Below are 25113 nucleotides of genomic sequence, written 5' to 3'. Positions count from 1 at the left end.
TTGTCCCAAGGAGACACCTACGGCCGACTCCTTAGGTCAGATGGCGGGAATGAATTTTAAGACACGCTTTAAAACAGATTCCGGAGAGCGGATTCCGGTTCAGGACCTATCTATCCATTAAAATAATAAGGAGTGACCATTATGTATTATGACTATCCAGACAATATAAATCCACAACAGGATGGCCTTGAACCATATTCTGCCGAATTCCGCCAAAATGGCTGTAATAATGGCAGGAACAGATGGTGCTGTGACCCATGTACACCATGTGCGCCGCCCCCATGCTGCCCGTTCCCCGGACCGACCGGACCTATGGGTCCAACCGGATTACAGGGTCCAATGGGTCCCAGGGGATGCCCTGGTATGCCCGGTCCCACCGGGCCAACAGGCGCAATGGGACCTCAGGGCTATGTAGGACCGACCGGGCCCACCGGCAGCACCGGACCTCAGGGCATTCCCGGCATGACCGGGGCTACAGGGGCGGCCGGCCCCACTGGTTCTATGGGAGCTGCCGGAGCTCAGGGGCCTGCCGGAGTCACTGGTGCTACGGGAGCTGCCGGAGCTCAGGGGCCTGCCGGAGTCACTGGCGCTACGGGAGCTGCCGGCGCTCAGGGGCCTGCCGGAGTCACTGGTGCTACGGGTGCTGCCGGCGCTCAGGGGCCTGCCGGCGCTACGGGCGCCACCGGAACTCAGGGACCTGCCGGGGCTGCGGGTGTTACCGGAGCCACGGGACCTGCGGGCGCTACAGGGGCTGCCGGGATCCAGGGAGCGACTGGCCCTACAGGAGCCACCGGACCAACGGGAACATCTGAAATCTCAAGCGCAATGTCAGCACTTAATATTTCAGCAAGTACCATTTCAGTAACAACAGATGGGACTAATATTCCTCTGCCAGTTCAACCCTATATGGATGGATTTGCGGTAAATGCTACAAATACAGAGTTTACAGTTGCTCAAACAGGAACCTATTTAATTTCCTATGATATCAAAATGACATCCGGATTACCAATGTCATCAAGAGTAACATTAAATGGCGCACCAATAACGAATTCAATTAATACCTCTTCAACATCTACAAATGAATATAGTGTGACTTTTATGCAGCCTTTAACAGCAGGTGACATTTTGGCATTACAATTATATGGCGTAAATGGTCCGGTCTCATTACAGACCGGCACCGGTGCATCTCTTAATATTGTGAAAATAGCTTAATTTATGTCTAAGCATAATATGCCAAAAAGTGCAGATTAAAAAACTTTACGCAGTAAATCATGCCTCATACAAAATCAATTACAGGGTACGCGCAGGGCCGTCTGTCCGGGCTCCTGAGTATATGCTTTATACCTGTTGCAGTAAATTAATAAGGCTCTTTACAGATAGAGGCATCGTTATATATAGGCTTGTTATGCTTTGTACAACTGATTGGCTGTCAATGGAGGATGCAAAAACAACATTCATCCCCGCCGCATTTAATATCCTTAGACTTTTATCGGATTCGGTCACATCCATCAAAACGGACAAAGCATTGATATCAAGCAAACGTGAAATCTGCCAGACAACCAGATTGAATAACAGGGAAGCCACTGCTGCACCAAATCAGGATTAACCGTATTCAAATGCTATTATTACTGCCGATGGAAGCCTGTTATTAAGAATATGACTTCTCAAAATTTTAACAAAAACTGCTCAACCTTTGCCTTTTGGGCTGCCATAACATCAAAAGATAACGTTGGTGTGAATATTTGTATGGGCTTTCCTATGATTTTAGGTTATATAAATCGCTCATTAACAATTGTTTAATTAAGCAATCAATGGGAGCCGAACTAATTTTGCTGTTTCCTATTAAAAGCGCCTCCACCGGTCCCATGGGACCTGCTGAAACTGCAGGGGCAAAAGATACTGCTGGCCCGGCTGGACCTGCAGCCGCTACCATTAGCATGAACGCTCAGAATACTGCAGCATCCCCTCTGGCTATCATTATAGGCAAAATAGCAATCCCGCTTCCAAACGACCAGTTTCTCAATTGCTTTACAATAAATGCTGCCAATACCATTTTTACGTTTCCCGTAACCGGCACTTACTTTATAACCTATCATATTAAGGCAACAGACGCTCTGCTCATGTTCTGGCATATTCTTTAAATTAACATTCCCATGGCAGATACCATTGATGCCCTGGCTGTTGCTGCAAGCCAATTCTCCAGGCTGGAACTGGAGCTAAACCTAATATCATACGTCTGGCATAATGCCATCACTTCAGGTCTAAAGACATGAGGAATGCAGGAATAAAGCGACAGGCCTTCCTGCCACAATTACCCAGCCGTGCCTTATATTTTCGGACCTGCACCATTCATTATAACAAAAAGGAGAGACTACCATGTATTATAACTATTCAGATAATATAAATCCGCAGCCTTCCAACTATGACCCCTCCTCTGCCGGCTGCCGCCTCAATAACAGCGGCAATGACAGGAACAGATGCTGGTGTGATCCGTGCAATCCATGCCCGCCGCCCGGCTGCTGCCCACAGGCTGGTCCCACTGGCCCCACCGGGCCCATGGGACCTCAGGGACCAATGGGACCCAGAGGGTGCCCCGGCGCACCTGGCCCCGCAGGACCCACCGGTGCCATGGGGCCACAGGGTTATGTAGGCCCCACCGGCCCCACTGGCCCCACCGGACCTCAGGGCTTTCCCGGAATAACCGGCGCTACCGGCGCTGCCGGCCCAACTGGTCCTCAGGGCCCGCAAGGCATACCCGGACCTACCGGCCCCCGTGGCGTTACCGGAACTACCGGCGCTGCTGAAACGATAACTATACGCAACACTGTTACAAGCGAACCTGAATCTCCAGCCGCAGTAGTGGATATAACCGGTTCCCCTGACCACATCCTGGACTTCTATCTTCCGCGGGGAGCCACAGGTGCTACAGGAGCTACCGGCGCTACAGGACCTGCCGGTGACACAGGAGCCCGGGGGATTACAGGTACTACCGGTGCTACAGGAGCCACGGGAGCACAAGGTATTGCAGGCATTACCGGACCTACCGGCCCACAGGGACCTGCTGGCGCCACCGGACCCACAGGACCACAGGGGCCTGCCGGTGCTACCGGACCGGCTGGCGCTGCAGGGGCCGCAGGAACCACCGGCGCTACGGGAGCCACGGGCGCTACAGGGGCCACCGGTATTACGGGGGCCACTGGTGTTACCGGGGCTACTGGCGCAACTGGAGAAGCACAAACTATAACCATACGCAATACTACAACAAGTGAACCTGGTGCTGCCGCCAGCGTCACAGATATAACCGGCGGTCCCAACCATGTGCTGGATTTCACCATTCCACGTGGAGTCACCGGGCCTGCCGGCCCCCAGGGCGGAACAGGAGCAACTGGAGCTGCCGGACCTGCCGGGGCTACCGGTGCCACAGGCGCTGCCGGACCTGCCGGGGCCACTGGCGCTACCGGTGCCACCGGCGCTGCCGGACCTGCCGGGCCAACTGGCGCTACCGGCGCTACCGGCGCCACCGGTGCTATCGGCGCCACCGGCGCTACAGGGGCTACCGGTAACACGGGGCCAGAAGGACCTGCCGGACCAACTGGCGCCACAGGGGCCACTGGAGCCGCAGGAGCTACCGGTGATACGGGAGCAGAGGGGCCCGCTGGCGCTACCGGCGCCACCGGCGATATAGGACCCACGGGGGCTACCGGTGATATGGGACCAGAGGGGCCTGCCGGGCCTACCGGAGAAACCGGACCAACTGGCGCCGCAGCCACCATCACCATCGGAAGCGTAACCACAGGCGACCCCGGTACCGAGGCATCTGTAACCAATTCCGGCACCTCAGAAGATGCAGTCTTTGATTTCGTCATTCCCCGCGGTGAGCCCGGAGGCGGCGGGGCTCCGGAAGTCCTGGCAACAGTAGATACAACCCCTCAGCCCACTTCGGCTAACGGGGCACTGATTTTTAATGAAACTCCGCTGGTATCCGGAACTGCCATTACCCATACTGCTGGTTCTCCTGATGTGCAGATTAACCAGCCCGGCATCTATCAGGCCTTCTTTACCGGTACAGTCCTGATTGATGCAGGGACCACCATCCCCTCTACACTCACGGTCCAGCTCACACTGAACGGAGTTCCCATAACCGGAGCAGTGGCTCGCCACACCTTCACTGCTTCCAATGAAGAAGTAACCCTTTCCATGAATGCACCATTCCCGGTAACCGGCGCTGGTACTCTGGAGGTTGTAACCAGCGATGCCGGATACACCTTTGAGGATGCCTCCCTGACCGTTGTCCGTCTGGGAGACAGCACTAATTTCCGCACAGCTGTATAACAATCAGGAAAATGTTCACTGGAAAGTTAAGGCCGCCGGAAAATATCCGGCGGCCTTACACAATCCGCTTATATGGCAGAAGCCCGAAACATTACTGCTTTTCTGCACATTATTTTACAGCAATTGCCTCAATCTCACAGAGCACACCCTTTGGGAGAGTCTTGACTGCCACGCAGCTTCTGGCTGGCTTGGATACGAAATACGTTGCGTACACCTCATTAAATGTACCAAAGTCATTCATATCAGCCAGGAAACAGGTGGTCTTAAACACCTTGTCAAATCCGGTGCCGGCTGCCTCCAGGATTGCTCCCACATTCTTACAGCTCTGCTCAGCCTGGGCAGCGATTCCCTCTGCCACGGTTCCGTCTGCCGGATCCACCGGAATCTGTCCTGACGTATAAATAACCCCGTTTACCTCATATCCCTGGGAATAAGGCCCAATGGCACCTGGCGCCTTGTCAGTACTAAGAATATTCATCTGAAATACCTCCTTCATATTTATAATTTGGACATACGTCCACTTAATGTTATCGCGTTCACATTCAACTGCTCCCTATTATATCAGATATTATCTGCCGATGCAATACAGATGCTTCAATATCCCCATAAAACCCTGTAAAGGCCTGTAAAATACAGCCCTGTCCATATTTTTTCCCTATACCGCGCATCTTCATATTCAGGTCTTCATAATCAGTCGTCCCGCCTATGGACATTACGTGTCCCATTTGTTATAATTGAAATGTTTTAATCGCATTCACATCCAACACACCAACAATAAAACAGAGGTATAGAAATGACAAATCTTAACGATACCGGGGAGTCTATTCCCGCATACCATATTGACCGCACCCTATATGAGGGCCGTCCCGCCGACACATCCGGCCGTGAGGATAAAGAAATCCGCACCTATGATTTGCTGGATTCCCTTCAGGTCCCCTTTGTCCGTGTGGACCACGACGCCCTTCCAACCATTGAAGCCTGCCGCGAGGTAGACCAGCTTCTGGGCACGGAAATCTGCAAGAATCTTTTCCTCCGCAATGCCCAAAAGACCGACTTTTACCTGCTGCTCATGCCAGGCAATAAAAAGTTCAAGACAGCTGTCCTGTCCAAGCAGATTGGAAGCGCCCGCCTGTCCTTTGGGGAGGCAGAATTCATGGAGTCTTTCCTTGACATCAAACCCGGATCCGTGTCTGTCATGGGGCTTATGAATGACAGGGAAAAACGCGTCAGGCTGCTGATTGACAAGGATATACTGGAAAGTGAGTATTTTGCCTGCCATCCCTGCATCAACACCTCCAGCTTAAAGTTCACAACCCGGGATTTAATGGATAAAATTCTCCCGGCCCTTGGACATCCGCACACAATCGTGGATTTACCCTATGCAGAATAATCCATGTAACAGAAGAGCCGGCAGCCACAAAGGACTGCCGGCTCTCCCTGCATTGGGGTGCATTAGCCTAACTATATGCATTGGGGTGCATTAGCCTAACCTCTAGTACTTACAATACTCCTTACGGATTCCTTCCATCTCTTCATGGATGGCCGGAACATCCATAACCATTTCCATCATTCCCACCTGTTCCTCATAAACAGCTGGATCTGTCTCAGCCTTCACTTCATCCTCACAGATATGATATACACTTAGTCCCAACTGGACTCCTGCCAAAGGACCTGCATAAGTTGGATCGCCGGCTGTAACGGTTTCTGCTGCAAGGCCTGCGGCCTCTGCTTCAGCAGCTCCCAGAAGAACTACTACGTTCTCCGGGCCGTGCTCCTCACTTATGTTTAAAACCCTCTTCTGGTTTTCCAGATCCATGGCACCTGCGGACGTTCAGACAAAGCACTCTGTGGAAGAGTAGGCTATCTTTGCGCCTGCTGTCTTGGCACACTCTTCAATGGCTGGTCCGGGTACGCCGTCGCGGTCACCGATGATGATAGCATACTTGTCTTTCAGTATAGCCATACATTGTTCCTCCTTTTCTTTATTGCGCTTAAAAGCGCTGTTTTTATACATCAGCCGCGTCTGCGGTTATGCATCATTTGTATCCGGCCTATTGGCCGTGCCCTGGCATCAGGCATATTTCCTGATCATTTCCTCGCAGCCCTCCGGGGTGGCGTCATCCTTTACCCTGGAATCAATCATTTCCCCATCCTTATATATGGCAATCACAGGCAGTCCCAGCACCTTCTGGGCAATGGCAAGCCGTCTGGCCTTTGTGGTGTTCAGGGAACAGAATTTTACAGTTGTTCCGTACACCTCCTCAAACTTATGGATATGGGGCATAAGGGCTGCACAGGGAACACAGCCGTCCCCGTAAAAGTCTACCAGCACATAGCCCTGGGCCTTTAATACCTCTTCCTCAAAATTTTCCTTGGTCAAATCAATCATTTTTAACCTCCTAAATGTAATCGCGATAACTTATGGTTAAATAGTTTCTTTATATCCATTTCCAAAAACCGGGCTTTTCACCGTGTTTGTCCTTGACAAACCCTGGAAAACAGATAATATATTAAGTTAGTAGCTAATAAAATTTTCATCCAATGATAAGGAGTATCACTGATGAGCGATATTAAACTGACTGAGTTAACAGGTTCCTGCGGCGGCTGAGCGTCCAAGATAGGGCCTGATACCCTCGCGCAGGTTCTGCGCGGTTTACCAACCTTTCACGACGACCGGCTTCTGGTTGGATATGACACCTCCGACGATGCGGCCGTCTATCAGCTTACCCCTGAACTTGCCCTGATACAGACCGTGGACATCTTTCCGCCGGCTGTGGATGATGCCTATGAGTACGGCCAGATTGCCGCTGCCAACTCACTGTCCGACGTATGGGCCATGGGCGGGGAAGCCAGACTATGCATGAACATTCTCATGTTCCCTGAGCACCTGCCCTTTGAAACGGTTCAGGCTATCCTCCGGGGCGGCTATGACAAGGTGGCTGAAGCTGAGGCCATTGTAGTGGGCGGCCATACCATCAAGGATGACATCCCCAAATATGGACTGTGCGTCTCAGGCGTGGTCCATCCGGACCGCATCCTGCGCAATAATTCCATCCAAAAGGGCGATGTTCTGATTCTCACCAAACCTCTGGGCACCGGCGTTCTGACCAATGCGGACAGGGGCGGCCTTTTATCTGACTCAGAACATAAGGCCATGGTTGACTGTATGGCTGCGCTGAATAAGTATGCAGCCGATGCGGTACGAAACCTGGACGGGGTCCATGCCTGCACCGATGTGACCGGCTTCTCACTGCTGGGCCACAGCTATGAGATGTGCGGGGAATCCGGACTTACTGTAATCATAGACAGCAGCCGCGTCCCTCTGCTCCCGGGTGCGGACAGCTATGCGTCCATGGGACTTGTGCCCGCAGTGGCATACCAGAATATGAATCACCTGAAGGACAAGGTAGCGCTGCCAAAGGACCTTCCGTCCCATGTACACGACCTTCTTTTCGATCCCCAGACATCCGGCGGCCTCCTGTACAGTGTGGCATCCCAGGAAGCAGGGCGTATCATGGAAGCGCTTCAGAAAGCCTGCCAGTCCCCGGCTGTTATCGGACATGTGGACGGGCCATCCGCCCACCCGGTCATGGTGATTTGACAAAATTTTCACAAAAAGGAGGCAGACCTCTTATCCCAGCTTTACAAACCGGGAGCGGACAGCCTGCCCCCTTCCACTCTGCTACATTTAGTACATTTCTAAATATCCTTACAGCAGACCAACAGGCCGCTAAGGAACTTTCTGACCCTCACGTTGCCGTGTCCGTCGCTCTTTCCTCTGATATAGCTCATCTCCCGTTTAATCTGTTCCAGACTGTATAGCCTGGCTCCATACTCGTTAAACACAGGATCTGCATAATCATCCATTCCTCTGTATGCCAGATTCGCCATACCCACAGAGGCCGCGCGCCGTATGCGCTGCTCCACACTCTTGGAATTCTGTCCCATCCTGCTGCACAGCTCACGTACCGTGATGTCTCTTATGTCCAGGTCCTCCTCAATCAGATAGCGGACAATCCGTATAATATCCTTGCTTCCCGCCTCGCTGAGTATACCTATTTCCTGTAAGATGCTCTTTAAGCGCCGTATGGACTGGTTATAATCTGTTTCCAGTTCCTCGGGCTGCATCTTTCGTACCCGCACATTTGATTCCCATGAAAATGCCCCGGCGGAAAAATCATTCCTGGCCTTGACAATCATCCACTGCATGGCCCTGGACATCTCCATATTGTGCAGCACGTTTCTAACTTCTATCTCATTGAACGGTTTATGTATCAAAAGCTCAGCGCCTTTTTCATAAGCCATCCTGATAATATCCATATCATTGACATGCGAAAGGATAACAACCGATGTCTGGGGCAGTACCTCCCTGATTTTCTGTATGTAAGCAATGGTTTTGGGTGCGGAAAGGGTAAGGTCTGCCAGAATCATATCCGGGCACATCTCCTGGAGCTCCAGATAGGCTTCCTCCCATCTGGATGCAATGCCGGCAACAGTTCCCATACCGCCATCTTCAATCATTGTTTTCAGTTCTGTCCGCGAATTCCTGTCGCAGTCCACAATATAGATTCTCATCCTATTTCTTCTTTAAGAATACATCCTTAATATTTTTCCATAACATGAACAGTATCAGTACTGCGCCCACATATCCGTTGAGCACGTAAATGATGTTAACCAGGACCCTGAAAGGAAGGAAGAGTCCTACAATCAGTCCAATTACTCCCAGTGCAACCGTGAGGATCTTAAACTGGCTGGTTCCCTCTTTTGCGAACCTGCCGCATGGATTATACAGAAGCGGCACTGCTGTTGTATAAATACCTGCAAATACCACGACTGCAAAGAAGGATGCAAAAGGCTTCCAGATGCGCTCTGCCAGGATCAGATTGGGGATGTCTGCATTCCATACGAAGATGCCTGTATTTCCCAGACCTGCTGTATTAATATTGGCAACCTGTGCCAGCATGATAAGGACAATGGCAACGCATACAGCGATGGTTCCGCCGTAGATGCCATACTCCACGTCTTTCTTTTTATTATTGGCTCCAAGCGCCGCCGTAAAACTGGCAAACCACAGAAGCACGAATCCCGCATAGGACAGGGCGGATATCACCCAGTTAGGTCCTGCGTTCTTGATTGTCTCACTGCCCGCCTCGGCAAATGCACCTGTGCGGATAACTTCCAGTCCGGCTCCTACATTACCGGCATCCCTGAACAGGGTAACCACGCCGATACCGATACACAGTACAACGATAGCCGGGCCAACCACACCGATCTTGTCAACCAGTGAGTTAAGTCCCCCTACCACGGTAAGGATTGCCAGTGCTGTCAGAACCACGCCGCCTACCCAGGAAGGAAGGCCATACTGCTGGTTCAGTGTAGAGGCAGCACCTCCAACCATAACGAAAAATGACATGTAACAAAATATAGTAGAATAATAATCCATGAAGGTCCCAACGTATTTACCGCAGTAAAACTTATATACGTCATTTCCTTTTTCAAAGTGCTCCTCTGCTCCGGCCTTGGCAAAGTTGTAATTGTAGTAGATGAAGCAGACCGCAAACAGTAACACCGTAAAAATTCCCTGCACCCCGTATGCAGTATAATACTGAATAATCTCCTGTCCTGTTGCAAACCCGGAACCAATGGTAAATGCGATGACTGCTCCGGCAAGTATAAGTACCCGTCCCCAGTTAACTTTCTTATCACTATCCATACGCCTTCTCCTATCCATGGTCTGATACAGCGCCGTAACGCTGTCCTAATTTATGCCGGCGCAGCGGGCAAGCTGCCTGCTGCGCCGGATTTGTCATTTCTGTATTATTTCTCAAACACAGTCTGGCCATCAACCGGTGTCTGAAGTGCTTTGAGAGCTCTTCTGACCATGGATAAGCGGAGTTTGTAGCTGTCCTTCTCGCCCTGTGGCGGATCGCCCAGAGGATAAGGAATGCCTATACCAGGAATAATACGGTTAGCGCCTATTGTCAGTGAAATCGGAACTACAGTAGCCATGTGAACTACCGGAATGCCGTATTTCTCGATACCCTTAACCATCGTTGCACCGCAACGAGTACAGGTACCTCAGGTAGAGACGAGGATAACCGCATCCACATGCTCATCAATAAACATCTGTCCAATCTCGCTGCCGAACTTGGCTGCAGATGCAGTCGCAGTTCCGGTACCGGTAGTAGTGCAGAAATAGTTCACAAGCTCGCCGAACTCGCCTGCTTTTTCCAGTTCTCTTAATGCGTCTAACGGAACAACCACATTAGGGTTGGCCATAGCAAACTGACGGTCATATCCGCCGTGGATGGTTGTAAATTCATCCGCTGACAGACGGTCCATACCGGTGATGTCATACTTGCCCCACTTGGTGGCGTTGGAGGACTCGATATGGTCAGGGTTACCGGTTGGAACGATACCGCCGGAGGTAACCACTGCAATCTTTGCGTGCTTGATATCCTTAACAGGCTCAGCAGGCGCAACTCTGTCAAATTTAGGCATAGGAAGGTCTGTGCCGTATTCCTCGCCTTTTAACTTCTTAACCAGCATCTCAAGGGCGCGCTCAGAACCTCTCTTCTCAGCGAAGTAGTTTACGCGGATTCCTCTCTCGATGTATCCTTCTTCCTTCGGCCCAAGGATTTCCTCGCCGGCCGCCATCTTCTTAATCAGAGCGGACATAACAGGAAGTACCTTTGGCATACCGGCTGCGGAGTTAGGTGTATCCACAATGATAAGGTCCTTGCGGAACATATCCACGCCAGGATTCTCGATATACATACCGGTGATAACCGGGATGCCCAGACGCTCTTCCACTGCCTTACAGATAGTACCGCAGGCAACGCCGTAACGTCCGGCATTGAATGCAGGGCCTGCCACGAATACATCAGGCTCACATTTCTTTACCATCTCAATAATGGTATCGGTTGCAGCGTCCAGATTCTCTCCGAAATAGTTGTCACCGCAGATAATGGTTGATACGATTTCATAATCCTCTCCCAGTGCAGCCTTAAGTCCCATACCTGGTCCTACAACCCCTTCCCGAAGCTCAGGGGTATAGTCGGCTTTTTCTTCACCGCCGATTCCGGCAAAGAACTGGTTAATATAATGTACTATTTTATATTTAGCCATCTTTCCATCTCCTTTATTTTCGATTAATAGCCTCTAGCTGCCAGCTTGTTGAAACCATTGGCAATGGTGGAGGCGATGATAATCTGAAGCTCTGCCTCAAAGCTGCCGTCCGGGTTCTTACAGCCGTCCCAGCCGCCAATCTGCATCTCGATGAAGTCCTGTGTTCCGATGACCTTATCCATGGCCGGGAACTGGAGTGTGGCATTACCCTGTCCGCAGGATGCCAGTGCGTCAGCTTCCTCGCACACGTCAGCCAGAGACTGGGACTTTCCGTCCTTGCCCGGGAACTCGTCGGTAATCAGAACTACCTTGGTTCCTGCGCGCTCTACCTTACGGCAGTTCATCATCAGGTCAGTATCAGGATTGCCGTATCCCTCCTCGGTAATCAGCACACCGTCTAATCCCATCCAGTTGCACAGCTTGGCAACCATATCGGAATGACGCTCTTTGTCTGCCAGGAATACGTTCTCGTTTGTCAGGATAACACCCATGAAGTTGATATCCTTGCCATGGTGCTTATAGCAGTCCTCAATAACCGGATTGTGGAAATGATGGTATGTGGTAACCTTGTCACATGGCGCAACACAGTTACCGGAAACAATAGCGCCGTCCATGATTTCTGTTGGATACATAAAGGTGGGGATAAACTGCTTTGCATCCACGCCGTAGTAATATGTATCATGCAGAAGTCCCTGTGACTGCAGCATATGGATGTAGCCTACCTTTGGAAGGTCCGGATACATAGCAGCCTGCTCGAAAATAGGCTTTGTCTCATAAGTAACAATTTCATCCGGCTCCAGCTCTCTTGCTGCCTCGCCTACATAAGTCGCTACCTTTAAGCCTGCCATACGGGCAGCCTTCTCATATACATGAGTCTCCAGGCCATCAGCCGGCTCCACTACAACGCAGAGGTTATAGGTCTGTGAAAATGGGCAGTAATCCGCAGCAGGGCCGCTCATGTCGATAACGCCCTCCTGGAATCCTACGATTTTACCAACAGTCACTACACAGCAGCCTTCCAGAGCGTGCGTTCTTCCGGTGCCCACCTGAGGACTTACCTTTCCGATCACGCCTGGGAAAATCTCTCCGCCGCTGACCTTAACCCTTGGCTCAATCACGTCCTTAACCGGTGTAATCCTAACGGACTCACCTGGCTTTGCAATGTCAACGTGGCAGCCGGTCAGCTTATCGTCTTCCAGCACAAGCTTTTCAACTTCCTCTTTGTTGACATAGAGCACTCCGTCTTTCACGTGAGTCTTGTCATCGAATCGGATATCTTTGATAAAGATTTTTCCCAATTCAAGCTTCATATGAAATACCTCCACTTCTTTATATTTTACTGCCTGATTGTCCATGATATTCCCATATATCCAACTTGGCAATCCTGACAGTACTCTTTCAGTTACAAAATTTGGGATTTGTGCAAAAATGATACTTTAAATTAGTAATCGCGATAACTTATGTCTATAATATAACATATGTTATCGCGATAATCAATGGAACTGTTGATACTTTTTGTTACTTCTTGTAGGAATCGACTTTTTCGTCAATTTGTTATAAATTTGTCATGTTTTTTGTGTATATTCACTATTTAGGTGTAAAATCATAGGCATAGCACTGTGTGATTTCCTTACTCTCCTGAATGAACTGGTTCACCAGCTCCGGAATCTCATCCTGGCTGATGCCGTGCTCCTGGACAAACTTAAAATATCCCAGAAACAGGGTACATATGATATGGTTCAGCTTTTTAGCATTTTCCTCAGAAATCTTGCCCTCTGCCACCAGAAGCTTACATATATAATAGTCCCTCTGGTAATAGCTGGGTATCTCAAGCATCTCCTTGATGAAGGGGCTTACCTGTATGATGGCGTCCGGAAACATCTCATAATATTCCTTCAGGGCCTCTCCCAGGTCCCGGTTTATATTCCGGTAAAAAACAGCCTCAAAGGCCTGGGGCTTCTTAAATGCCTCTTTGGCATAGGAGCGCCATATACCGAAATGCACATCCCAGATATCATTCCACTCCTTTTCACATTTTGACAAATCCAGGATATACTCGTTGAGCGCATCCAGCTGGGCATAAAATAAAAGCTCATCCAGATTCTGAAAATACCGGTACATACTGGCAGAAGAACATCCCAGTTCCGCCGCGATGCGCCGGATGCTGATGGCCTCCACTCCCTCCTTCTTTATGATCCTGCTGGCCTGAACCACATAATCCTTCCTGCTCAAATCTTTAAAGTAGGATGTTCCCACATTCTTTTTCATGACTTCCTCACATTCGGTTCCTTATTATCCCTATAATTTAGGGATTACATTCTCTATCATTGACAAATCAATGGTCTTGTAATCGTAGGCAATCTTCTCGTCATACTTAGGCACCTTCTTAATGGCGGTCCACTTATTGAAGGCCTCTATGGCTTCCTCAATCAGACGGATATCCCCTGCATCACTTTTTCCGGTTTCACTGTATAAAAGGATGGTCCTATAGGGCGTCTGGTTGGGCTTTAAGCTGGATGCCTGGGGATGGGTCAGAAGCTTGTGGTTTGTATGAATCAAATCCCTGGTTTTTAACAGTACCTCCTCGTAAGTCTCCACCATAACCACCTGCTCTACGTTTTCTCCCCATTTTTCTGCTGCCCGGTCATTGTTGGTGACCAGAATACATTTACCTAAATCAAACATTGTATCCCCTCCTGGTTATTATTATTTGCTGATTTCTTTAACATCTCTTTAATATATTACATCAAATTACAAATTCCGTCAATTTATCCCGCGCACCATAAGCCTATGCTTTCCCAAATTATATATACAAAAATGTAATTCCTGTAAAAGGTGCTGCAAAGCCATCGAAATCCATCAATTGCTGTTGCAGCACCCTGAGTCAAAGGCAATATTCTTATAGGTAGTTCCGTGAATACTATTTACTGAAATATCCGTGATACAGCTGGAAAAAATTGTCTGCCGTACAGCCCTCACCGCCGGAGAACTCCACCACATCCCCGGGCAGCTTCTTAAGCTTCACTATGTGCTCCTTTACATACGGCTCATAGATTCCCAGGAACGCCTTTGTCTTCTTCTCCTGGGCCAGCCTGCTCTTTCTGGCAGCCGTAGCCTCCTCGTCATAGGCATTGACACACTTAAGGATATAATATCTTCCGCCCTGCTCCAGAATCCCGCTGACCTGGTCCTGCTCCAGCTCAAATGCAGCTCTTTCAAGGCCATCCATATCCTTTTTCCATTCCAGCGTCCTGTCTGTCCTGCTGTCCTTTGAATATTTGGCTGCAATAGCCCCAAAATCCGCTTTCTCTGCCTGGGCCAGGGCCAAAACATTCTCTGCCTCAGCCCTTGAATCCAGCTCAATCTGCTGAATGCCTATGACCTTAGCCTCCGCGTCGCTGACTTCCAGATTCTCGTTTTTGGTCAGCTCTGCCACCAGCTTATCCGCACGGTAGTATTGGCAGTACAGGTCGTACACCTCATCCTCGGATACATCCATAAACCTGCGGTCCTGTTCCGACAGATTTCTGTAATATTCCTGGGCCAGGGACTTAAGAGAATCCTTTTCCTGGCTTGTAAGCTCAATTCCCTGTTCGTCCGCCATCAAATTGGTGGCTGCCAGCTCAATCAGGAACTGCTCCACCTGGTCCATCAGCTTGTCCTCGAATGTATCACCGTTCTCGTCCGCTTTGACAGACCAGAGCTCACTGGTATATATATTCTGGTAACGGTTGCGCTCCGTAATGGCAATCACCATCATCTGCCCCTTGGTATACTCCTTGTCCACTGTCCTGGAGCCGGTTGTGGCAGCTGCCTTCCTTGAACATCCCGTCAAAACAGCCATCGCCAGGACGGCTGCCAGACACAGGCCCACGGCCCCTTTCCATCTCTTCCCCCGTACCTTGTATATCCTGCTTCTGTCCACTGTCACACTCCTCTCACAGCAGCCCTTTCAGTATCTTGAGGACTCCGCCCCGCACATTGCTGTCCGCCTGGAACCTGGCAGCCTTTCGCACCTCTTCCCTGGCATTGGCAACTGCAAAGCTGTAATAAGCCTGATTCAGCATCTCTATATCGTTGAGCTGATCGCCAAAGGCCATGGTCTCCTCCATCTTAATGCCCAGGCTTTCCTGGATGGTGCGTACAGCCTTCCCCTTGTTCACATCCTTGGCCATACAGTCCATCCACATATCACCGGCGCAGGCCATCTTAGCCTGGTCCTTGAACTCATCATATATGTCCCTGGTGGCTGCCTCGATTCCCTCCTTCTTATAAATGGAAATCTTCACACACGGCTCCTCCAGCTCCAGCACATCCTTTACCCGGATGACATTAAACTTATAGCCGTTGGTCAGCCAGTCGCACAGGGTGTCGTCCTTAGAATCCAGATAATCCCCGTTCACGCCGGCATAGACCATCTCCAGTTCCGGATGCATACGTACTTTGCGTATGATGCGGTGGGCCAGCTCACGCTCCATCGTATAGGCGTACAGGCATCTGCCATGGCATCCCACGTACGCCCCATTGTTGGCAACATAGAAAATCTTCTTCTTAACCGGTTCAAACGCGCTTTCCACACTGGCCCACGGGCGCCCGCTGGCAACCACAAACTGCATTCCCTTTTCACGAAGCTTCAGAATGATGTCAAATACTTCCGGATCCAAATCCGGGGATCCGTCCGGTACAAGGGTTCCATCTACATCCGATACTATAAGCTTAATCATCTTCCCTGTCCTCCAAAAGTCTTTTTATCTCCTGATAGAGACGTCCCACCGGCAGTCCCACCACGTTGGCGTAGTCCCCGTCTATTCCTTTTATATAAGCGGCAAACCTGCCCTGAATCCCGTAAGCCCCCGCCTTATCCAGGGGTTCCCCGCACTGGGCATATTCCTTCATTTCCCCGCAGGTCATGGGGTACACATGGACATCCGTGCGCTCCGCAAATGTAATCCCGTGGCACCTGTCCTCCCCCTGGCACAGAAGCACCGTCACACCGGTGTATACCTGGTGGGTCCTGCCCTGAATCTTCTCCAGCATCTCATAGGCCCTCATGGGGGTTCCCGGTTTACCCAGTATCTCATTTCCCACGGAAACCACTGTATCCGCCCCAATCACCATGGTACCCCCGGGACATCCCGACGCAACATCCTCTGCCTTCTGTCTGGACAGTTCCATGACCACCCTATCCGGCCTTTTCTCCCTGGTCTCCTCCTCCATCCGGCTGGGCCTGATTTCAGGCTCCAGGCCAATCTGTGCCATCAGTTCCTTCCGTCTGGGAGACGCCGAGGCCAGCACGACCTGATATCCTCCCCAAGTCTGTCTCATATCCATGTCTTTCTCCTTTATTCAATCCGTCACAAAACACCGGCGGGTCAGAACGACGAAAAGACTGCTGCATGTAGACCAATGGTAACAGCCACCTGCAGCAGCCTTTCATCCAATTAATATATCTTCAGCCGGCCCACTGCCGGCTCATCTTCCTCTTCCATACCGCCCATGCGCAGGCGGAAACAGTGGATGAAATCCACCAGATAAAACATGGTAAGCCCTACTGCCAAAACAGTCCCCACATGGCCGGGCAGACTGATCACGGCAGCACGAACCCTTATATCCAGAAAATAAAAGAAAAACAGGCCCAGAAGTCCCCATGCAAGGCTGCTTTCCAGACAGACCATTCCTTTATAATTAAAGGGTTTGTGGCTGTAGTCCCACCAGAAGGAGCCGAACAGCCGTACCATAATATTGGCTGTGACCAGTTCCATGGTAGTGGCCATGGCCATGGATGCCGTGTAGAGCTCCATGGGGCTGCCGGAAACAGGCCGCAGAAGCATGCATGCACCCAGGGCGCCGAAACCATATATGACGCAAAAGGGGCCATGGCCAAAGCCACGGTCCACTACAGGCCGCTTATATTCTGCACTCAGCACAATACATTCCAGCAGGTAACCAAGAAAACTATACATAAAAAACCAGTTGATGAAATCATAAATATTCATGGTATCTTCTGTCCTTCCTGTCTAACATGATACCCCCCGCCGTATTAATAATAGGAATTCAGGGCCAAAGCCAGTCCAATTCCCAGTATAGCCCCTGCCAGAACCTGCAAAGGCGTGTGTCCCACATACTCCTTAAGCTTCTCCTGAAGTACCTCCGCATTGAGCTTAAGCGGATTCTCTGAAAGGATGGAATTCAAAAGCTTGGCCTGTTTCCCGGTCTCACGCCTCACTCCGATAGCATCATACATGACAATCATGGAGAGCACGAAGGACACGGCAAACTCAAAGGACCCGGCACCGTATTTGAGCAGGGCCGCTGTGGTCAGGCCGCAGACTGTGGCGGAGTGGGAACTGGGCATACCGCCTGACCCCACCAGGCGCTCCGCGTTAAAATTCTTATTCAAAGCAAAGTCAATCAGAGTCTTTAAGAATTGGGCAACCACCCATCCTGTAACAGCACTCATAAGAAGCTGATTGCCAAGCATCTGTGTCCATACATTCATAATCGGATTATTCTTTCCCCTTTCAAACGGGCTCCGGGACGGTTATAGCAAATCGTTGGATTACCGCCTGGCCGGCTGTGCAAACAGGCACATCCGAATCCAGTGCTTAAACCGGGCCGTGGTTTCCACTGTACTGCAATATTTATCCGCACAAGTAACTGCATATCCTGCCTTGGATGTGGGAGGTATAAGGGTCAGGGGCCACATATGCCTCAGAATAATCATCCGTTCCTCCCCGGTCAGCCGGAAATACCGGTCCGCGTTCTCCAGGGCTGCCTTTGGGTGGGTGAATCCATGAAAGTACTGGCCCGTCTCCTTAGCATGGGTATGCCAATCGTATAAAAACAAATCATGGAGAAGCCCTGCCCGAGCAGCGCTTCTCCAGTTTCCTCCCAGCTGTTTGCACAGCTTATATCCAAGGTATGAAACCTGTATACAGTGGGTCTTACATGTGGTAGTCCCGTGCTGTATGTACTGGTCCATGGACTGGAATACAGGATGGCACAATATATCCTTTACACACTCCATGTACTCCTGGTCTTCTGTTATTTCTGAAACCAACGACGGCTCCATATGGGCATCACACCTTTCTTAGTTCATCAGCATATTATCCGACATTACAGGTCTGTTGTCAATATCCAATCAGCCAATCATAAAGTTCCTGGTATTTGGCGGCAGAGGTCCACCATGAATAATCCTTGGCCATGGCCCTGTCGATTATTTTATTCCACTCCCGCCGCTTGCTGCTGTAGACATACTCGGCATAACGCACGCTTCCCAGCATCTCATGAGCATTATAATTCGCAAAGGAGAATCCTGTGCCCTTGCCCTCGTATTCGTTATAAGGCTCCACGGTATCCTTAAGGCCGCCTGTTTCCCTTACAATGGGAACCGTGCCGTAGCGCAGAGCCATCAGCTGGCTCAGGCCGCATGGTTCAAACAGGGACGGCATGAGGAACGCATCGCTGGCAGCGTATATCTTATGGGACATAGCCTCTGAGTAGTAAATCTGGGCAGATACCCTGTCATGATACTTCCAGTCATAGTGGCGGAACATGTTCTCATAGCGCTCCTCACCGGTTCCCAGAACTACCAGCTGCAAATCGTCGCTGCACAGCTCATCCATGACGCACTGAATCAGGTCAAAGCCCTTCTGGTCCGTAAGGCGGGAGACAATGCCCACCATGAACTTCTTCTCGTCCACCGGAAGGCCTAACTCCTGCTGGAGCGCCTTCTTGTTCTTTATCTTTTCCTTGCGGAAATTCTTGGCATTATAGTTCTGGGCAATATACGTATCAGTCTCAGGATTAAACTCATCATAGTCAATGCCGTTGACAATTCCCCTGAGGCTTCCGGCCCTGGAACGCATAAGGCCGTCCAGTCCTTCGCCATAAAATGGAAGCTTTATCTCCTCTGCATATGTGCTGCTGACTGTTGTGATGGCATCTGCAAATACGATACCGCCTTTTAACAGGTTTCCGTCCTTATAGGCCTCCAGCTTATCCGGCGTGAAATAGTAATCCGGCAGCTCGGTAAAGCGCTTGATAGTCTTTACATCCCACACGCCCTGGAACTTCAGGTTGTGGATGGTGATTACAGACTTCATATTGCAGAAAAACTCTCCCTCGCGGAACTTATCCTTGAGAAGAACAGGAATCAATCCTGTCTGCCAGTCATGGCAGTGTACCACATCGGGCTGGAATCCAATCACAGGCAGTGCTGATAAGGCCGCCCGGCAGAAAAAGCAGAACTTCTCCAGATCCCAATACCAGTCCCCGTATGGCTTTGCGCCATTAAAATAGCTCTCATTATCAATAAAGTAAAAGGTTATACCCTCATGTACGTACTGCAGGATGCCCACATAACGGCTCTGTCCCAGATAATCCATATAGAAGTGGTGTACATATTTCATCTTGTCGCGCCACTCCTGTTTGATGCAAAGGTACTTGGGGATGATGACCCTGACATCAAAATACTCTTTATCAAAGCATTTTGGCAGGGAGCCTACTACGTCTGCCAGTCCTCCTGTTTTAATAAACGGCACTGCTTCTGAAGCTGCAAATAGTATTTTCTTCATCAAAACCTCCCTCTCCTGACGAACAGGTTCTATATGCCTTTCCTAATAGTATACCTTACTTTTCCGAAATTAGGAAGTTGTTTCTGATGAATTTGTCTTAAATTTTTTTGTATTCCAAGAGTATTTTATCCGATATCAGCGCAATGAATTCAGAATTGGTAGGCTTACCCTTTCCGGTACTGATTGTATAACCGAAAACTTCATCGATGGTTTCCATCTTGCCTCTGCCCCAGGCCACCTCGATGGCATGACGTATAGCTCGTTCCACCCGGCTGGCCGTTGTCTGGTTGCGTTTGGCTATGGCCGGATATAGAATTTTCGTCACACTGCTCATCATTTCCTGGTCTTCCACCGACATGGCGATGGCATCCCGCAGATACTGATATCCTTTAATGTGGGCCGGTATGCCCAGCTCATGAAGCATCTTTGTAATGTCCGTCTCCAGATGCTCCTTCATGTACTCTTCCCTGGTTATATGGGATTCTTCCCCCGGCTCAAAAGGAGCCGTTATTACTTTTCCTGCCGGCTGTTTATTGGGCAGTTTTCCAATATGACGAATCTTGTTTACCAGGATTTCCTTGTCGAAGGGTTTCATCAGATAGTAATTAGCGCCCGCCTTAAAGGCATCTTCTGTCATCTGTTCTCCACCTACTGCACTAAGTATAATGAATGCAGGATTTTTCAGGAAAGTATGCTCGCTTTTCACTTTTTCCACCACGGATATACCGTCAATTTTCGGCATTACCAAATCCAGCAGTACAATGTCCGGCGTTGTGTCAACAATCATGTTAATGGCATCAGCGCCATTGTCTGCCTTTCCAATTACAGATAATCCGTCTTCTGCGTTAATCAGTTCATCCAGCGTATTCAGAATCAGCGGATTGTCATCGACAATCGCAACATTCAGCTTTTCCACTTCCTTTTACCTCCTAAAATTGTTTGCCTGTGCTGAACTACCTGCCAAAAAATCGGTAGCTGCTATTCGACCACCTTAACATCAAATCCATCTCCTTCGTCAATATAATTCCTGGCGAAATTTATTATATATGGTCCCCATACCATATAGCAACGATTCGTGGTCGCAATTTTAGACACGCGTCGAGATTAAATTGTATCATTTTTGGTGTCATTTTGCAATTATTAATTATATTGATTAACATTTCTGTAACTAACAATCGGTTTTATTCCTTTATTTTACATTAATTCGACACCATTTTTGTAATTTCAGCACGTTAATGTTTCAATTCATTATATTCTCACAGGCACGATTATAGAACGCAAACATCTCTATTTTTCCTCCTGATATTTAAAACTTTGGCAAAATCTCAGGAGGGGGTGAGGCAGTATTTGTCGATTTTTGACGAGGGGGTGGTTTTATGGCGGGGGCGCAGAAAAATCAGGATGATACCTGCGGCTCTGTCGTCCTTCTTTATCGCCTGCTCCATGAGCAGGCTCCCAAGGCCTTTCTTTTCACTATATCCTGCCCGGACTCAATGCTCCATCATATTCTCAATTAAAATCCCGTACCCTCTGCTGGCATCCTGCACAAACACATGGGTCACTGCCCCGGCCAGCTTCCCGTCCTGGATAATCGGGCTGCCGCTCATTCCCTGCACGATTCCTCCTGTCAGCTCCAATAGCTCCGGATCCGTCACCTTAATGACCATACTTTTGTTCTTATGGCCGGAATTATAGTCCACCTTTTGGATCTCAATGGCGTAATCCTTCAGCTCGCCGGAAATATTGCTGCGGATATAAGCCGGTCCCTGCTTTACATCCTGGCGGCAGGCGATTTCCATGGGTTCTCCTGATATCTGCTTTTTAAACTGCTGGTTGACCGTGCCGAATATGCCCTCATTTGTGTTCTTTTCTATATCTCCCATATGGGACTGGGGGCCGTAGTAAATTACGCCGGACAGCAGTCCTGGTTTTCCCATGGATCCTTTTTCTATTCCCATGATTTCCGTGGAATACAGGGCTCCGTCGGAGGATTCCACTAGATCGCCTGTATCGCTGTCGCTGATTCCATGGCCCAGCGCGCCGAACCTGCCGTTCATATCCACATAGGTAATGGTGCCGATACCCTGGGTATCGTCCCTGACCCATGCTCCCAGCTTGTACTGCCCGTCAGCGCCCTGGACCGGCTTCAGGCTTATATCCACGTCCTCGCCTTCCCTGCGCACCTGGAGCACGCAGTCCTGGCCCCCTGACTCGCTGACAGCCCGTATCAGATCCTCCTTTGTGTTCATGGGCTTTCCGTTGAACGCTTCGATATAGTCACCTGATTTCAGTATTCCGTATGCCGGTTCCACCTCCATGCCGTCGCTTCCCGTGATTCGCCCGGTGCCGATGACCATGACGCCATCCGATTTCAGATAGATGCCGATGGGTGAGCCGCAGGGAATGGCATACCTGGTGTCCACCACATCCACCTGTATGTCCTTTAATTTTATAACTCCAAACAGCTTAAGACCTACCTGGTAGCTTCCCTTTTCTCCCCCGAACATGGAAAAATGGTCCCTGCCGCTTATGGTAATCTGATCTGCCGGTATATTGCTCTCATTGGACAGGGCTACCTCCTGGCTGTCGCTGGATATGGTTGCCTTTAAAGGCAGGCCAAAGGAAAATTCCTCCTCTTCATTTTCTATAATGCTCACCCGGTCCGGCACTGCCTGGTCCATGTAATACCACGTGTACCCCGTAACAGCCACAGCGGACAGCCAGAAAATGCGCCCCAGCCACCGGTAAAAGATTGATTTCCCCTTCATCGCCCTGCCTCCTTATATAGTCATTCATGTTAAATGGGTCAATACAAAGCCATAGTTCCTCCATTTGGGGATGAACCACAACAAAAAAAAGAAAGAAGCAACGTTCAATGCCTCTTTCTTAGTATTATCCATCCTCAGAATTTCAATCTGTTTTATTTTGTTCTGTCTGCCAATTCCTTCATTTCACCTGCGTTCTTAAGCACTGCCTCCGTAATCCTGGCGCCGCCTAACAGCCTGGCCAGCTCTTCTACGGAAGCCTGCCTGTCTAACAGACGGATGGTGGTTATGGTCCTGCCCTGGCTGGCAGATTTTGCAATTTCAAAATGCGAATCCGCCATGGCCGCTATCTGCGGCAGGTGGGTGATGCAGATGACCTGGTGGCTCCTTGCTATGAGCATGAGCTTCTCCGATACCTTCTGGGCGGTTCGCCCGCTGATACCAGTATCTATCTCGTCAAAAATCAGTGTGGGGATATCATCGGAATCCGCCAGCACAGTTTTGATAGCCAGCATGATTCTGGAAAGCTCTCCTCCTGACGCCACATCCTTAAGAGGACGCATGGGCTGTCCCGGATTGGTTGAAATCAGGAACTGGGCCCCGTCCCATCCGGATGGGGTAAAATGATCCAGTTTTTCAAATTCCATGTCAAATTCCACATCCAGGAAATTCAAATCCACCAGACCCTGCCTGATTTTCTTTACAAGCGTCCTGGATGCCTTTTTACGTATCCCTGTTAATTGTGTGCAGAGTTTCTCCAAACCATTCCTGCATTCTTCTAATTCCTGCTCCATACGCTTTTTGTGAGCGTCATAGTCTTCCAGTTCTCCCAGCCTTTTCTTTTTTTGTTCCAATTTCTGGAATATAGCCTCCACGGTCGGCCCGTATTTTGCCTGAAGGTTATGTATCAGATCCAGGCGTTCCTCGGTTTTTCTGAATGTTTCCTCGTCCATCTCCATGGAATCCAGATAGGCAGACATCTCTCTTCCCGCGTCCCTCAGAATGGAATCCGCATCATAGAGCTGGTCCCGGACGCCGCCCAGGCTCTCATCGTACTCTGACGCCTGCTCCACCTCTTTTAAAGCCCTTGCCAGCCAATCTCCCTCCACTGCCTCGTAAGCGGCTCCCAGACACTCTGCAATGCGCCTGGAATGGGAATAACGGCGGTAAACCGAGGTAAGCTCCTCCTCCTCCCCTTCCTTCAGGGCCGATGTCTCTATCTCCTCTATCTCAAACCGGAGGAAGTCAGCCTCCCGGATACGGCTTTCAGCATCCAAATCAAACCCCCTCAGCTTTTCTTCAAGGGAACGGTATATACGGTACCTGTCTGCAATTGTCTGTTTTACAGGCTGGGTCGCGGCCTTGACATAGGCGTCCAGAATTTCAAGATGCTTGGATTTGTAAAGCAGGGACTGATGCTCATGCTGCCCGTGTATATCCAGCAGCAGGCCGGTAATCTGGCTCAGTCTGGCCATGGTCACTGTCTCATCGTTGATACGGCTGATGCTCCTGGCAGAAGTCAGCTTTCTGGATATGATTACCAGTCCGTCCTCTGTGGGTTCCACATCCAGCTCCCTGAGAGCCTTCCGCTTTTCCTCCCCTGTGACGGAAAACACTAGCTCAATATAGGCGTAGTCTGCCCCGGGACGTATACTGCCTTTCGGTGCCTTGCCGCCCAGGGCCATGGTTACGGAACCGATGATAATGGATTTGCCGGCTCCGGTTTCACCGGTGAGGATATTGAGACCCTCACCGAATTCCACATCCGCTTTCTCAATAAGGGCCAGGTTCTTTACATGCAGTTCCAGTAACATATTACACCCCTTTTCCGTTAGTCTTCCACCATTTTCTTGATTTTCTCCATGACAATGATGGTATCGTCCACACTGCGTATGGCACACATGATGGTATCATCACCTGCAATACAGCCCACGATTTCGTGGAACTGGATGGCGTCCAGGGCAGCAGCCACAGCCATGGCCATGCCGGATACGGTCTTGATTACCAGGATATTCTGAGCCATGTCCATGGACATGTATCCGTCCTTAAGGATGCGGATATATTTGATGGCAGATGTCCCCCTGGGGCTCTCCAATACCATGTAGCGCTGTCTGCCGCTCTCCGACTGCATCTTGGTCAGCTTCAGTTCACGGATATCCCTGGAAACAGTTGCCTGGGTCACATTGAAACCAGCTTCATTCAGCCTTTCAGCCAGCTCCTCCTGTGTCTCTATCTCATATTTTCCAATTAATTCGACAATTTTGCTGTGGCGCTCTACCTTCATGTGAGACGCTTCCCTCCTTGTTGATTTA

General features: G+C 50.0%; 25 protein-coding genes. 5 read left to right on the top strand and 20 right to left on the bottom strand.

Annotated features, from left to right (window positions below):
* Nucleotides 1–141 precede the first annotated feature (141 nt).
* From LI015_RS29020 to LI015_RS14595, 3 genes are all read left to right on the top strand, one after another.
* The gene (locus tag LI015_RS29020) at nucleotides 142–1212 is read left to right on the top strand and encodes a BclA C-terminal domain-containing protein (protein WP_002572177.1); all 1071 of its coding nucleotides are present in this window, start codon (nucleotides 142–144) and stop codon (nucleotides 1210–1212) included.
* A gap of 617 nt (nucleotides 1213–1829) precedes the next feature.
* Nucleotides 1830–2141 carry a BclA C-terminal domain-containing protein gene (locus tag LI015_RS14600; RefSeq protein ID WP_048928912.1) on the top strand — a complete coding sequence of 104 codons (312 nt, stop codon included), beginning with the start codon at nucleotides 1830–1832 and terminating at the stop codon, nucleotides 2139–2141.
* A 235-nt stretch (nucleotides 2142–2376) separates the two neighbouring features.
* A complete protein-coding gene (locus LI015_RS14595) occupies nucleotides 2377–4332 on the top strand; it encodes a collagen-like protein (protein WP_289301934.1) in 1956 nt (651 codons plus the stop codon).
* A 109-nt stretch (nucleotides 4333–4441) separates the two neighbouring features.
* Here the strand turns inward: LI015_RS14595 and LI015_RS14590 are convergent, their stop codons facing one another.
* Complete coding sequence (locus LI015_RS14590) at nucleotides 4442–4810, bottom strand: RidA family protein (protein WP_002569640.1); 369 nt, start codon at nucleotides 4808–4810, stop codon at nucleotides 4442–4444.
* A 315-nt stretch (nucleotides 4811–5125) separates the two neighbouring features.
* On the opposite strand from LI015_RS14590, the gene LI015_RS14585 reads away from it, so the two are divergent.
* Entirely contained in the window at nucleotides 5126–5722 is a 597-nt protein-coding gene (locus tag LI015_RS14585; protein ID WP_227125488.1) for a prolyl-tRNA synthetase associated domain-containing protein, read from the top strand.
* Between the two features lie 102 nt (nucleotides 5723–5824).
* Here LI015_RS14585 and grdA read toward each other — a convergent pair whose 3' ends face one another.
* Nucleotides 5825–6295: a glycine/sarcosine/betaine reductase complex selenoprotein A gene (gene grdA, locus LI015_RS14580; protein WP_080548701.1), complete on the bottom strand. Its 471-nt coding sequence runs from the start codon at nucleotides 6293–6295 to the stop codon at nucleotides 5825–5827.
* 108 nt (nucleotides 6296–6403) lie between these two features.
* Complete coding sequence (trxA, locus tag LI015_RS14575) at nucleotides 6404–6721, bottom strand: thioredoxin TrxA (protein ID WP_002569644.1); 318 nt, start codon at nucleotides 6719–6721, stop codon at nucleotides 6404–6406.
* Between the two features lie 171 nt (nucleotides 6722–6892).
* Here trxA and selD point away from each other — a divergent pair, with 171 nt between their 5' ends.
* Entirely contained in the window at nucleotides 6893–7933 is a 1041-nt protein-coding gene (gene selD, locus LI015_RS14570; protein WP_080548702.1) for a selenide, water dikinase SelD, read from the top strand.
* 98 nt (nucleotides 7934–8031) lie between these two features.
* On the opposite strand, the gene LI015_RS14565 is transcribed toward selD, so the two are convergent.
* The 17 genes from LI015_RS14565 to argR all read right to left on the bottom strand — a co-directional run bounded on the left by LI015_RS14565 (nucleotide 8032) and on the right by argR (nucleotide 25085).
* The gene (locus LI015_RS14565; RefSeq protein WP_002569646.1) at nucleotides 8032–8907 is read right to left on the bottom strand and encodes a DNA-binding domain-containing protein; all 876 of its coding nucleotides are present in this window, start codon (nucleotides 8905–8907) and stop codon (nucleotides 8032–8034) included.
* Between the two features lies 1 nt (nucleotide 8908).
* Nucleotides 8909–10045, bottom strand: coding sequence for a YkvI family membrane protein (locus LI015_RS14560; protein ID WP_002569647.1), 1137 nt, complete (start codon nucleotides 10043–10045; stop codon nucleotides 8909–8911).
* Between the two features lie 104 nt (nucleotides 10046–10149).
* Entirely contained in the window at nucleotides 10150–11460 is a 1311-nt protein-coding gene (gene grdF / locus LI015_RS14555; RefSeq protein WP_080548703.1) for a sarcosine reductase complex component B subunit beta, read from the bottom strand.
* A 23-nt stretch (nucleotides 11461–11483) separates the two neighbouring features.
* Nucleotides 11484–12770: a sarcosine reductase complex component B subunit alpha gene (gene grdG / locus LI015_RS14550; protein WP_002569649.1), complete on the bottom strand. Its 1287-nt coding sequence runs from the start codon at nucleotides 12768–12770 to the stop codon at nucleotides 11484–11486.
* 277 nt (nucleotides 12771–13047) lie between these two features.
* Entirely contained in the window at nucleotides 13048–13728 is a 681-nt protein-coding gene (locus LI015_RS14545; protein WP_002569650.1) for a TetR/AcrR family transcriptional regulator, read from the bottom strand.
* 30 nt (nucleotides 13729–13758) lie between these two features.
* Nucleotides 13759–14145, bottom strand: a complete 387-nt coding sequence (locus tag LI015_RS14540; RefSeq protein WP_002569651.1) for a GrdX family protein — start codon at nucleotides 14143–14145, stop codon at nucleotides 13759–13761.
* 235 nt (nucleotides 14146–14380) lie between these two features.
* A complete protein-coding gene (locus LI015_RS14535; protein ID WP_002572172.1) occupies nucleotides 14381–15385 on the bottom strand; it encodes a peptidylprolyl isomerase in 1005 nt (334 codons plus the stop codon).
* Between the two features lie 13 nt (nucleotides 15386–15398).
* A complete protein-coding gene (locus LI015_RS14530) occupies nucleotides 15399–16184 on the bottom strand; it encodes an HAD family hydrolase (protein ID WP_002569653.1) in 786 nt (261 codons plus the stop codon).
* A complete protein-coding gene (locus tag LI015_RS14525; RefSeq protein ID WP_002569654.1) occupies nucleotides 16177–16791 on the bottom strand; it encodes a Maf family protein in 615 nt (204 codons plus the stop codon). Before LI015_RS14525 ends, LI015_RS14530 begins: the two co-directional genes overlap by 8 nt.
* A gap of 110 nt (nucleotides 16792–16901) precedes the next feature.
* Complete coding sequence (locus LI015_RS14520; RefSeq protein ID WP_002569655.1) at nucleotides 16902–17456, bottom strand: putative ABC transporter permease; 555 nt, start codon at nucleotides 17454–17456, stop codon at nucleotides 16902–16904.
* A 44-nt stretch (nucleotides 17457–17500) separates the two neighbouring features.
* Nucleotides 17501–17941, bottom strand: coding sequence for a divergent PAP2 family protein (locus LI015_RS14515; protein ID WP_002569656.1), 441 nt, complete (start codon nucleotides 17939–17941; stop codon nucleotides 17501–17503).
* A 78-nt stretch (nucleotides 17942–18019) separates the two neighbouring features.
* On the bottom strand, nucleotides 18020–18520 hold the full coding sequence (locus LI015_RS14510) for an HD domain-containing protein (protein ID WP_002569657.1): 501 nt from the start codon (nucleotides 18518–18520) through the stop codon (nucleotides 18020–18022).
* 70 nt (nucleotides 18521–18590) lie between these two features.
* On the bottom strand, nucleotides 18591–20036 hold the full coding sequence (gene glgA / locus LI015_RS14505; protein ID WP_002569658.1) for a glycogen synthase GlgA: 1446 nt from the start codon (nucleotides 20034–20036) through the stop codon (nucleotides 18591–18593).
* A gap of 97 nt (nucleotides 20037–20133) precedes the next feature.
* On the bottom strand, nucleotides 20134–20952 hold the full coding sequence (gene spo0A / locus LI015_RS14500) for a sporulation transcription factor Spo0A (protein ID WP_002569659.1): 819 nt from the start codon (nucleotides 20950–20952) through the stop codon (nucleotides 20134–20136).
* Between the two features lie 574 nt (nucleotides 20953–21526).
* Nucleotides 21527–22804, bottom strand: a complete 1278-nt coding sequence (gene spoIVB / locus LI015_RS14495) for a SpoIVB peptidase (RefSeq protein ID WP_002569661.1) — start codon at nucleotides 22802–22804, stop codon at nucleotides 21527–21529.
* Nucleotides 22805–22956: 152 nt separating this feature from the next.
* Nucleotides 22957–24615 (bottom strand): DNA repair protein RecN, encoded by a 1659-nt coding sequence (gene recN / locus LI015_RS14490; RefSeq protein WP_195633068.1) that lies wholly within the window; start codon nucleotides 24613–24615, stop codon nucleotides 22957–22959.
* A gap of 17 nt (nucleotides 24616–24632) precedes the next feature.
* Entirely contained in the window at nucleotides 24633–25085 is a 453-nt protein-coding gene (gene argR, locus LI015_RS14485; RefSeq protein WP_002569663.1) for an arginine repressor, read from the bottom strand.
* Nucleotides 25086–25113: the final 28 nt, after the last annotated feature.

Source organism: Enterocloster sp. 210928-DFI.2.20 (assembly GCF_020554465.1).
Lineage (GTDB): Bacteria > Bacillota > Clostridia > Lachnospirales > Lachnospiraceae > Enterocloster > Enterocloster bolteae.
This window is presented reverse-complemented; position numbering and strand designations above follow the sequence as displayed.

What these genes read in the sequence shown, in the direction of transcription:
- LI015_RS14530 (WP_002569653.1), bottom strand. Translation starts at nt 16,184, where the DNA reads ATGATTAAGCTTATAGTATCGGATGTAGATGGAACCCTTGTACCGGAC.
- argR (WP_002569663.1), bottom strand. Translation starts at nt 25,085, where the DNA reads ATGAAGGTAGAGCGCCACAGCAAAATTGTCGAATTAATTGGAAAATAT.
- LI015_RS14565 (WP_002569646.1), bottom strand. Translation starts at nt 8,907, where the DNA reads ATGAGAATCTATATTGTGGACTGCGACAGGAATTCGCGGACAGAACTG.
- trxA (WP_002569644.1), bottom strand. Translation starts at nt 6,721, where the DNA reads ATGATTGATTTGACCAAGGAAAATTTTGAGGAAGAGGTATTAAAGGCC.
- LI015_RS14525 (WP_002569654.1), bottom strand. Translation starts at nt 16,791, where the DNA reads ATGGATATGAGACAGACTTGGGGAGGATATCAGGTCGTGCTGGCCTCG.
- grdG (WP_002569649.1), bottom strand. Translation starts at nt 12,770, where the DNA reads ATGAAGCTTGAATTGGGAAAAATCTTTATCAAAGATATCCGATTCGAT.
- LI015_RS14545 (WP_002569650.1), bottom strand. Translation starts at nt 13,728, where the DNA reads ATGAAAAAGAATGTGGGAACATCCTACTTTAAAGATTTGAGCAGGAAG.
- LI015_RS14540 (WP_002569651.1), bottom strand. Translation starts at nt 14,145, where the DNA reads ATGTTTGATTTAGGTAAATGTATTCTGGTCACCAACAATGACCGGGCA.
- LI015_RS14595 (WP_289301934.1), top strand. Translation starts at nt 2,377, where the DNA reads ATGTATTATAACTATTCAGATAATATAAATCCGCAGCCTTCCAACTAT.
- LI015_RS14590 (WP_002569640.1), bottom strand. Translation starts at nt 4,810, where the DNA reads ATGAATATTCTTAGTACTGACAAGGCGCCAGGTGCCATTGGGCCTTAT.
- LI015_RS14560 (WP_002569647.1), bottom strand. Translation starts at nt 10,045, where the DNA reads ATGGATAGTGATAAGAAAGTTAACTGGGGACGGGTACTTATACTTGCC.
- glgA (WP_002569658.1), bottom strand. Translation starts at nt 20,036, where the DNA reads ATGAAGAAAATACTATTTGCAGCTTCAGAAGCAGTGCCGTTTATTAAA.
- LI015_RS14585 (WP_227125488.1), top strand. Translation starts at nt 5,126, where the DNA reads ATGACAAATCTTAACGATACCGGGGAGTCTATTCCCGCATACCATATT.
- recN (WP_195633068.1), bottom strand. Translation starts at nt 24,615, where the DNA reads ATGTTACTGGAACTGCATGTAAAGAACCTGGCCCTTATTGAGAAAGCG.
- LI015_RS14515 (WP_002569656.1), bottom strand. Translation starts at nt 17,941, where the DNA reads ATGCTTGGCAATCAGCTTCTTATGAGTGCTGTTACAGGATGGGTGGTT.
- LI015_RS29020 (WP_002572177.1), top strand. Translation starts at nt 142, where the DNA reads ATGTATTATGACTATCCAGACAATATAAATCCACAACAGGATGGCCTT.
- LI015_RS14520 (WP_002569655.1), bottom strand. Translation starts at nt 17,456, where the DNA reads ATGAATATTTATGATTTCATCAACTGGTTTTTTATGTATAGTTTTCTT.
- spoIVB (WP_002569661.1), bottom strand. Translation starts at nt 22,804, where the DNA reads ATGAAGGGGAAATCAATCTTTTACCGGTGGCTGGGGCGCATTTTCTGG.